Annotated in this window: 9 protein-coding genes and 1 pseudogene; 5 read left to right on the forward strand and 5 right to left on the reverse strand. The window is 46.8% G+C overall.

Features of this window, described 5'->3' with window-relative positions:
- Window positions 1-28: 28 nt before the first annotated feature.
- The 5 genes and pseudogenes from B5F88_RS20240 to B5F88_RS12065 all read right to left on the reverse strand — a co-directional run bounded on the left by B5F88_RS20240 (window position 29) and on the right by B5F88_RS12065 (window position 3,212).
- Complete coding sequence (locus B5F88_RS20240) at window positions 29-691, reverse strand: hypothetical protein (protein WP_140402107.1); 663 nt, start codon at window positions 689-691, stop codon at window positions 29-31.
- Window positions 684-953, reverse strand: coding sequence for a DUF6103 family protein (locus B5F88_RS12050; RefSeq protein WP_087346352.1), 270 nt, complete (start codon window positions 951-953; stop codon window positions 684-686). Before B5F88_RS12050 ends, B5F88_RS20240 begins: the two co-directional genes overlap by 8 nt.
- Before the next feature lie 35 nt (window positions 954-988).
- Window positions 989-2,065, reverse strand: coding sequence for a M23 family metallopeptidase (locus tag B5F88_RS12055; protein ID WP_087346355.1), 1,077 nt, complete (start codon window positions 2,063-2,065; stop codon window positions 989-991).
- Window positions 2,065-2,559 (reverse strand): annotated as a pseudogene (locus B5F88_RS12060) (type VI secretion protein); the annotation flags it as partial. The pseudogene B5F88_RS12060 and the gene B5F88_RS12055, both read right to left, overlap by 1 nt.
- Complete coding sequence (locus tag B5F88_RS12065; protein ID WP_087346357.1) at window positions 2,556-3,212, reverse strand: hypothetical protein; 657 nt, start codon at window positions 3,210-3,212, stop codon at window positions 2,556-2,558. The pseudogene B5F88_RS12060 and the gene B5F88_RS12065, both read right to left, overlap by 4 nt.
- 203 nt (window positions 3,213-3,415) lie before the next feature.
- Here B5F88_RS12065 and B5F88_RS12070 point away from each other — a divergent pair, with 203 nt between their 5' ends.
- The 5 genes from B5F88_RS12070 to B5F88_RS12085 all read left to right on the forward strand — a co-directional run bounded on the left by B5F88_RS12070 (window position 3,416) and on the right by B5F88_RS12085 (window position 7,356).
- Window positions 3,416-4,405, forward strand: a complete 990-nt coding sequence (locus B5F88_RS12070) for a Fic family protein (RefSeq protein WP_087346360.1) — start codon at window positions 3,416-3,418, stop codon at window positions 4,403-4,405.
- A gap of 235 nt (window positions 4,406-4,640) precedes the next feature.
- Window positions 4,641-5,399, forward strand: coding sequence for a hypothetical protein (locus B5F88_RS20245; RefSeq protein ID WP_140402108.1), 759 nt, complete (start codon window positions 4,641-4,643; stop codon window positions 5,397-5,399).
- Entirely contained in the window at window positions 5,396-6,439 is a 1,044-nt protein-coding gene (locus B5F88_RS12075; protein WP_087346363.1) for a hypothetical protein, read from the forward strand. The genes B5F88_RS20245 and B5F88_RS12075 overlap by 4 nt, the downstream gene beginning before the upstream one ends.
- A gap of 1 nt (window position 6,440) precedes the next feature.
- Window positions 6,441-6,836: an HAD family hydrolase gene (locus tag B5F88_RS12080; RefSeq protein ID WP_087346366.1), complete on the forward strand. Its 396-nt coding sequence runs from the start codon at window positions 6,441-6,443 to the stop codon at window positions 6,834-6,836.
- On the forward strand, window positions 6,817-7,356 hold the full coding sequence (locus B5F88_RS12085) for a C39 family peptidase (protein ID WP_087346369.1): 540 nt from the start codon (window positions 6,817-6,819) through the stop codon (window positions 7,354-7,356). The genes B5F88_RS12080 and B5F88_RS12085 overlap by 20 nt, the downstream gene beginning before the upstream one ends.
- Window positions 7,357-7,959 lie beyond the last annotated feature (603 nt).

The following is a 7,959-nucleotide window of genomic DNA, read 5'->3' on the forward strand; positions in this document are numbered from 1 at the left end:
GTAAATTTGCCGCTGGAGATCCAGGGCGTCATCGAAGCTGATCTGACCGTTGGTGCGCAGTACCTCGTCCACCGCATAGGCCCGCAGCTCGCGGCGATTGATGGGGTCTGCGCGGAAGTGAGCGGCCACGGTGTGTCCCATAGCAGGCCGCCCCGTATACATCGCCCACGCGGTAGCTGTGCCAACCGCTATGGATGTTGACAGCGGAGAACAGTCCCTGATCCAGCTGGATGTCAAACACCCCGGAGATCTGGCCCGTGTTCTCTGTGCGCAGCAGATCGAACTGGTCAAAGTCATCCGGTGTAATCTCCAGTCTCTGTGGAATGGTATCTGCAAACCGCTGGGGCCGCACCTCCTCCGGACAGCCCAAGTATTGCATCAGCCGTCTGGCCGCATCCAGGAGCTCGTCCGCCTGCCGGGTTTTACAGCAGCAGAGCTCACCGCCTTCCATGATCCGATAGGCAGCCCAACAGAAATTTGAACCAGGCGGAAATTCCTGCTGCAGAAATTCTTCCCGCAGCTTTTCTCTTAATTCTGCTCTCTGCTCATGGGGAACCCAGATGCGGTAGAGTTCCTCCAAACTGCTTTGTAGGTGATCCCGCAGGGTGGAGTGCTCCCGTTCCAGGGCAGCTTGCAGTGCCGACAGCTTATCTGGATGGAGCCACAGCTCCACTGACACGTTACTATTCATCCGGCACCTCTATGTCTGCGTGCTGCTGCGTTTCTGCTGCGCCGGATCGGGGAGGCCGCCGGGGCCTTGGACGGGAAGCCACTGGTTTGCGCTTGCTGTCCAAATACTCCCGCATCTCTGCCGGAACACATTTTTCATAGAGCTGATCCAATGCACGCTGCAGTTCCTTCTCCGGTGTGCTCTTTTCCTTGGCGGATAAAAAATACTGGAGCGCATCCAGACGCTCCTGCTCTATAGCTACCTTTAATTCAATCTTTTCCATAAAGCGTACCACTTCTTTCGTGTAGAATGTCTCTTTCAGTTTCCGGGTAAATAGGCTCTCGGATTGACGCGCTGACCGTTGATGCGCACCTCGAAGTGCAGATGGGGCCCGGTGGAGCGTCCGGTAGAGCCGGACAGGGACACAATGTCGCCGGCCTGCACGGTGCTGCCCACCCTGGCCACCAGTTTGGAGCAGTGGGCATACAGGGTCACCATGCCGTTGCCGTGGTCGATCATCACATAGTAGCCGTAGCCGCCGGCGTTGTAGGTAGCGGTGGTGACCACGCCGGGCAGAGCCGCACGGACAGGCGTGCCGGTGGGAACGGCAATGTCAATTCCAGTGTGGCCCCTGGTCTCGCCGCTGAAGGGATCCTTGCGGTAACCGAACTCGGAAGTGACACGGCTCTCCCAGCCGGAGCCGATAGGAGAGCAGAACCCATCCGCCCCGATGAAGGGCACCTCCGCTCCTGGGATCCAGTCCTCTGTTCCGGTGGAGGAGCCGTAGCGCACCAGGTTGTAAATGCTGTCGGCATTGCCGCAGTGCTCCTCCGTAACGATGAGCCCGATGGCCGCCTGGATGTTTGCCCACACGGTTTCCAGGTCTGTGATGGGGATGGCCACGGTATAGCTCTCCTCGGTTTCCACCTCATTGCCCTCCTTGTCTGTGGTGGTCACAGTCCGGGTGCGCTCCTCATAGGTCACAAAGCAATCCACGAATTGTTGATGGGCCCGGCTGCTGGGTACCTCGTCGCCGAAGTACAGAGCATAAAAGATGGCCTTGACCCGTATGGAGTCAAGGCCGGTTTCACCCTCGGTCATATTGTTGACCGTCTCCATGTATCCGTCCAGAAGCGCAAAGCTGTGCTGCATGTCTTCCACATAGACGCGATACTCCGCCGGCATATTGGCTGGCAGAGCACCGCCGGAGAAGCACAGCTGGAGCACGCTGTTGTTGTGATCCGCCGAGCCGCCCAGGATGGAGCAGAAGGCAGCGACAAGCAAAATGACGGGAGCCAGAATCGCCACCAAAACCCACCCGACTGTTTTGCGTCCTCTCTCATCGGACAGAACTGCGGCAGCGACCTTGGCGATAGCCGCAATGGGAGCTGTCATCAGCGACCACCCGCCGATCCAAAGAGTTTCTCTTTATGAGGCGGCGCATGCACCGCCAGCAGGTGCCGGTCGCTGCCGCACTTGTAGAGGCAGACGCCCTTCTGGGGCTGCCGCACCAGCTCGTACTCGTTTTCCTCCAGCTGGAGGTTCTCCATATAGAACCGCTTGTCGGAGGAGCCGGCATAGAAGATGAACTGGTGGGTGGGGATGGCGAAGAGGGGGCGGGTCAGCTCCCGGATGCCCGGCTGGTCAAAGTCCTCCAGGTTCTGACTGGCCAGAATCATGCTGGACTCCTTTTTGCGCACCCGCTTGAGACAGTTGCGGATGTAGGTGACTGCCACCGGATTCGTGAGCCACAGGTACAGCTCATCAATGGCGGCCACCGTGTTGCCGGCGGTGAGCAGCTGGTCAGACATATAGGCCAGCACACTGAACAGCAGGGTGTCTCTCAGGTTCTGAGCCGCATTTTCCAAGCCCTTGATACAGAACACTACGGCAGTTCCTCTCTGATGGTTCGGAGATACTGCTGTGGGTCTGTAAACTCCTGCTTGGTACCATCTGCATAGGTCACCCGGCCTACCAGCTTTACCTGATGGGCCAGCTCCTGCTGCTGCTTATCATAGCAGTACAGATATCCCTGGTAATCACCGGGACTAAGCTGCTCTGGCGTAAATTGCTGCTCGCGGGGAACAAGCCCTGACCGAACCGCAAAGTCTCCCTTTGCCTCAGAATAGTTCCCTTCATAGTAGTGGCCTTGGTTGAGACCGGCGTGGTTAAAATCCCAGTCCCAGGTGACGAATTTAGCCCCGTGCCCTGTCTGCCATCCAGCCAATACCGTACCGTTGAACTCGGCCAGCACCCTATATGGCTCGTTCAACCCAGCCGCATGGAGAACGGGCGCTTGCGCCAACAGTGTCATGTATTCCAGGACAATAGCGGCTGAATATGTGACCCTTCTGCAGGCTGACTCTCGCTCCAAAGTATTCACATCATCCTGGTTGTAGAAAACACTGCCGCCTGCATCAACCCGACACAACGGCCGGCTTTCATACTCCACAGGGAGGGAACCGTCTCGCTCGGGCATCGAGGTGAAACCAGAGCGGCCCAGGGCAATTCCCAGTTCTTTAAAGTACAGTTCTTTGTTCATCTTTCTAACCTCCTTGGTCTGATGATTCTTCTAACTTTCGATGAAACACAAACGCCGTTCTGTTGGCCAGTAAGGCCAGCAAAACGGCGCGTAATCTTATAAGCATTTATTTCATATAGTAGTGGATCATCTCTTCATTTGATTGATGAAATGAGTGATGCGTGGTATAATAGAGTTAAACATCTACAGTTGTGAGGCTTTGCATGAAAAATAGAAAACCACCTTTTGAAATTACAAATCAAATCATCGACTACGTAGCGGAGATTTCCGAGCTGGTGGGCCGTATGACTGCCTCCTCTCCCCTTTCCACAAGTCCTACGCTCCGCCGTGCCAATCGCATCCGAACCATCCATGGTTCCCTGGCCATCGAGCAAAATACGCTTTCTCTGGAACAAGTAACTGCGGTACTCAATGGCAAACACGTTCTCGCACCACCAAAGGACATTGCCGAGGTCAAGAACGCCTTTGAGATTTACGATCGGTTAGAGGATCTGGATCCCTATTCAGTGGACGACCTGTTGACTGCCCACGGTATTATGACGCGGGGTTTAGTAGAAGAGTCCGGCATGTTCCGCACCCGACCCGTTGGCGTGGTAGACAGTGAAGGGCACGTCCTGCATTTTGGAACATTGCCCCAATATATACCTGGTCTGGTAATGGAATTATTGGAGTGGGTAAAAAACAGCGAGGTGCACATGCTCATCCGCAGTTGTGTGTTCCACTATGAACTGGAACTGATTCATCCCTTTGCAGATGGGAACGGGCGTGTAGGCCGCCTGTGGCATACGCTTTTGCTCTCTAAATGGAATCCAGCCTTTGCTTGGCTCCCGGTGGAGTCCATCATCCACGACCGCCAACAGGAATACTATGCCGCCATCAACACTTCTAACAATGCGGGAGAATCTACGGTATTTATTGAGTTTATGCTTTCAGCTATCAAGGCATCGCTCATAGACGCGATCAGAACGAGCGACGAAATGAGCGATGGAAAGATGGACAAGGCAACCTTCCGTTGGAACAAAATCCAGGAGTTCCTGAAGACCCACGACTATATCATGAACGCTGATGTGCGGGAGTTGTGTGGAATATCAGCTGCAACAGCAAATCGAGCCTTGGCTGGTTTAGTTTTGGATGAAAAGCTCATAAAAGTCCATATGGGCGGACATTGGCATTATAAATTACCAAGAAAATAAAGCACCCCTTTTATATTTTAAAATTCATACTAGAGGAACTGTTCATAAGTTTATTATACAGAAAACAAACAATAGCACCGGTATGGTCATTGCCATTTATTAAGTTCCAGGTAATTTATTTTCTTGATATACTTCTGATATATTGATATAATTAAAAATTACACATAGATATTTACTAGTTATACTTCACTTCTGGTAAGCTTTTTGTGAGTTAAACTATATAGGGGGAGATTTCATGCGGAAATTATGTCCGGCTCAACTTCCGTGTAGCGCGGGATGTAAATACTGCTTTTCGACCTGGAGCAACTATCAAAAAAGTGCTTTCAACGAAGATATCGAGTTAGGCTCAAAAAGCATATTAATATATCCGTGTTGTGACGGAGATTATTTCATGCAAAGTGGCATGAACGAGACTATAAAGCGATATTCGGAAAAATTCAAATATATCTATGTAAGCATTTCAAGCAAGATAGAACCATCCAAGGAATCACTAAAAAGTTTATTTTCTCTAAACGAATGGCTTCTATCTACGGGTTGCGGAATGGTCAAATATGCGTCATCTATAAGTACCGTTTCTATGATCAACGAAATTGAACCAAATACAATGAGTTATGAGAAAAGATACGAGATTGCAAGTAAATTTAAAGAAAACGGTATAACAGTTTCTCTTACTTTAAAGCCTGTCATGCCATTTATTTCGGGAGAAGAATATTGTTCAATCGTAGAGAAGTACTCTGAATTAACGAAATATGTCGTTATTGGAGGCCTGTACGTTAATAAAGATACAGATTTTTATAGATCGTATATTATGAGTCAATATGATACTATTAAGAGGCGTGTCTCATGGCTACCGAACAAGCCATTATGGGATTACTTGGAACCGCGCGAGCAAATGGAGCAAATAAAGGAATATTGTTTCTCCCGGAGTATTTCTTTATTTGAGTCAGACAATTTATTATTTGAGTATTTAGTAAAAGGCGGAATTGGCAAATGAGTCTTGCAGATTTCTTTACTAATGTTGCTCTAGCACTTTTAGCGCTCGATACAGTTCGTGCAATTCTTGCAATGCTAGGTTGGGTGCCTCGTCAAACCAAAATTTTAGGTAAAATTATATATGGTAATTATGATCGGCAGCTTATAACTGAAGGATTAAAAGAACTTGGCTTTACTCACCAACAGAGTGAAGAGATAAAAAAAGATTTAAAATCTTCTTCCGATAAAACATTGAATACAAACGGCATAACACCTCAAAATGCAGCCCAGCATTTGATAGCGCTTCTGGCCAAGTATATTGTTTATTTTGACACTCACATTCAATATGGTGGGTCTGGTTTAACTGCAAGCAGATACTATATTAATACTATGGAAATATCTCACAACAATGCCGATAAGAAAAAGCTAGTTGCAATAATGTCATACCTGTATGCATCTGTAAATACCGATGGCCGCAAACCTGATATTGTTGCTACACCTAAGGGCGGAAATCCTCTCTTTGCTATCGATTTTGCTCAACATTATTCTTCTGAATTTATTATGATTAAATCTAAAGAGGATAAGTCAAGGATAGTATCTATTACAGAGGATCCCACTCGTGACTTTAATATTAATTATGAAGGCTCCTGGGGTGTAAAAGAGCGGGCGAAAAAAGTTCACTCCCAGAAATGCATCATTTTAGATTGTAATACATCAGGTGGTTCTCAGTTGATTCACGCAATTGAAGAATTATCTGAAATTGCATCTCGGTGCAAAGATTTTCATCTAGAAGCACCCAATGCCGCATTTGTACTTTTTAGAGTTGATAGTGGAAAAACTGATATCGATCAAAAGTTTTCAGATCACGCTTGTACTTTATATAGGTTTTTTGATCTTAATGAGGATATAAAGAAAAGCATATATGAGTTAAATAAGAAGGCAACCGCAGAACACCGAGAGCCTGATATTTATTATCGAGATGATGCTTCGCAAATTGATAAAATTATTTCTATGATGAAGGAAAAAGAGTTGTTTTACTACTCACCCAAAGAGGAGGAATAAGATGGATAAAGAATGGCTAATGGTAAAGGAATTTCAAGAAAAATTTGGCCATCCTGTTGCTAAATATCCAGTTTATATGGATCCTGATCGAGCTAGAAAAAGATATGATTGGATGCTAGAAGAAATTAATGAATTCCTTAAGGCAGACGAGATTGTTGAACAAGCCGATGCTATGATTGACGTAATATATTTTGCTTTAGGAACCCTTGTTGAAATGGGAATAAAACCAGATAATCTATTTAAAATTGTCCAAGATGCAAATATGTCCAAACTTTGGCCAGATGGAAAACCTCATTATAACTCTGAGGGTAAAACCATAAAACCACCAACATGGGTTGACCCTCACGATAAACTTAGCCAAGAGATTCAAAGTCAATATGAAAAAATATGTAATTAATAACGTGATAGCGGAACAAAATTGGTGTGTTCCTGCAACCCTGGAAATGGTACTTAAGCATTTTGGATTTATGGACATAACACAATATGATATTGCAAAGCAGTTGATAATTGTTTCTGATCAAGAGTGTATTGACCACAAGAAATGGGGCGCTCAGATTAAGACAAATACTCTTAACAACTTTTTTTCTAAAAATCATATACCTTTGATTGAAGAATATATACCTATTTCTCATTTTATAGATGACTTTTTTATGATAGATAAACTTGAAGAATTGCTTGCTAAAGGCATCACCGTAGTCTGTGGATTTAACTACACCTACTTATACAGTAGTAGAGAGGATACTTTCCAGCACGTTTCTATAATTACCGAAGTGGTAAAGGGAGGACGCGAAGTCACGCTCCTTGATCCGGGTCCTAAAGATGCAGGTTATAAAACAGTACGAGCAGAGGATCTATTTTTAGCAATCCAGGCAGCTGGTGATGGATTGTGGTGCATTAAACCGAAAGCCGAATATTGAGAAGCATCTATTAGAAGTTTCACTACAGCTTTTTAATTACAATCAATATTTTAGAGTCTGCAAGATATCCTCATTTTTCAATTTTTTAAGTTTATGAACCTATCTAAAACTTTTTGTCTCTCTAATCCTTTTGCCGCTCGCAAAACTGCGATACTACCCATGCCACGATTAGATCTTTTACATGAGTTTCCTTGTCTTTTTTCTTGTTTCGGTAATATAATATCGCACTCTATTTTGTCTGTGGAAAACGGTGAGGTTCTGCCACGCACTGATAGAGCACGGCTCCGCAATTCCGGCAAATCAGGTATTTCAGCCTGTTTCCGCGAAGTCCGTGGTACTGAAAGGTGACGAGACCCTCACCGTGCTGCCAGCCCTCACCGATATCTTCTGAACCACAATACTGGCACTTTGTAATAGGCTTTTGTTTCATAACGCATGCTCCTTTCTGCGCCATATTGCAAACACAGCATACCGAAAGGCGCTGCGCAAGTCGAGCAGACTGTCCGAAAACACCTGGCCTGGAGTGTAGAAAAAAGCGTGTTCAAACTGTTGATTACCAACAGAATGAACACAGTGCTGTGCGCGGATTGGCAGAAACGGCAG

It is taken from the genome of Flavonifractor sp. An306 (genome assembly GCF_002159455.1).
Lineage (GTDB): Bacteria > Bacillota > Clostridia > Oscillospirales > Oscillospiraceae > Flavonifractor.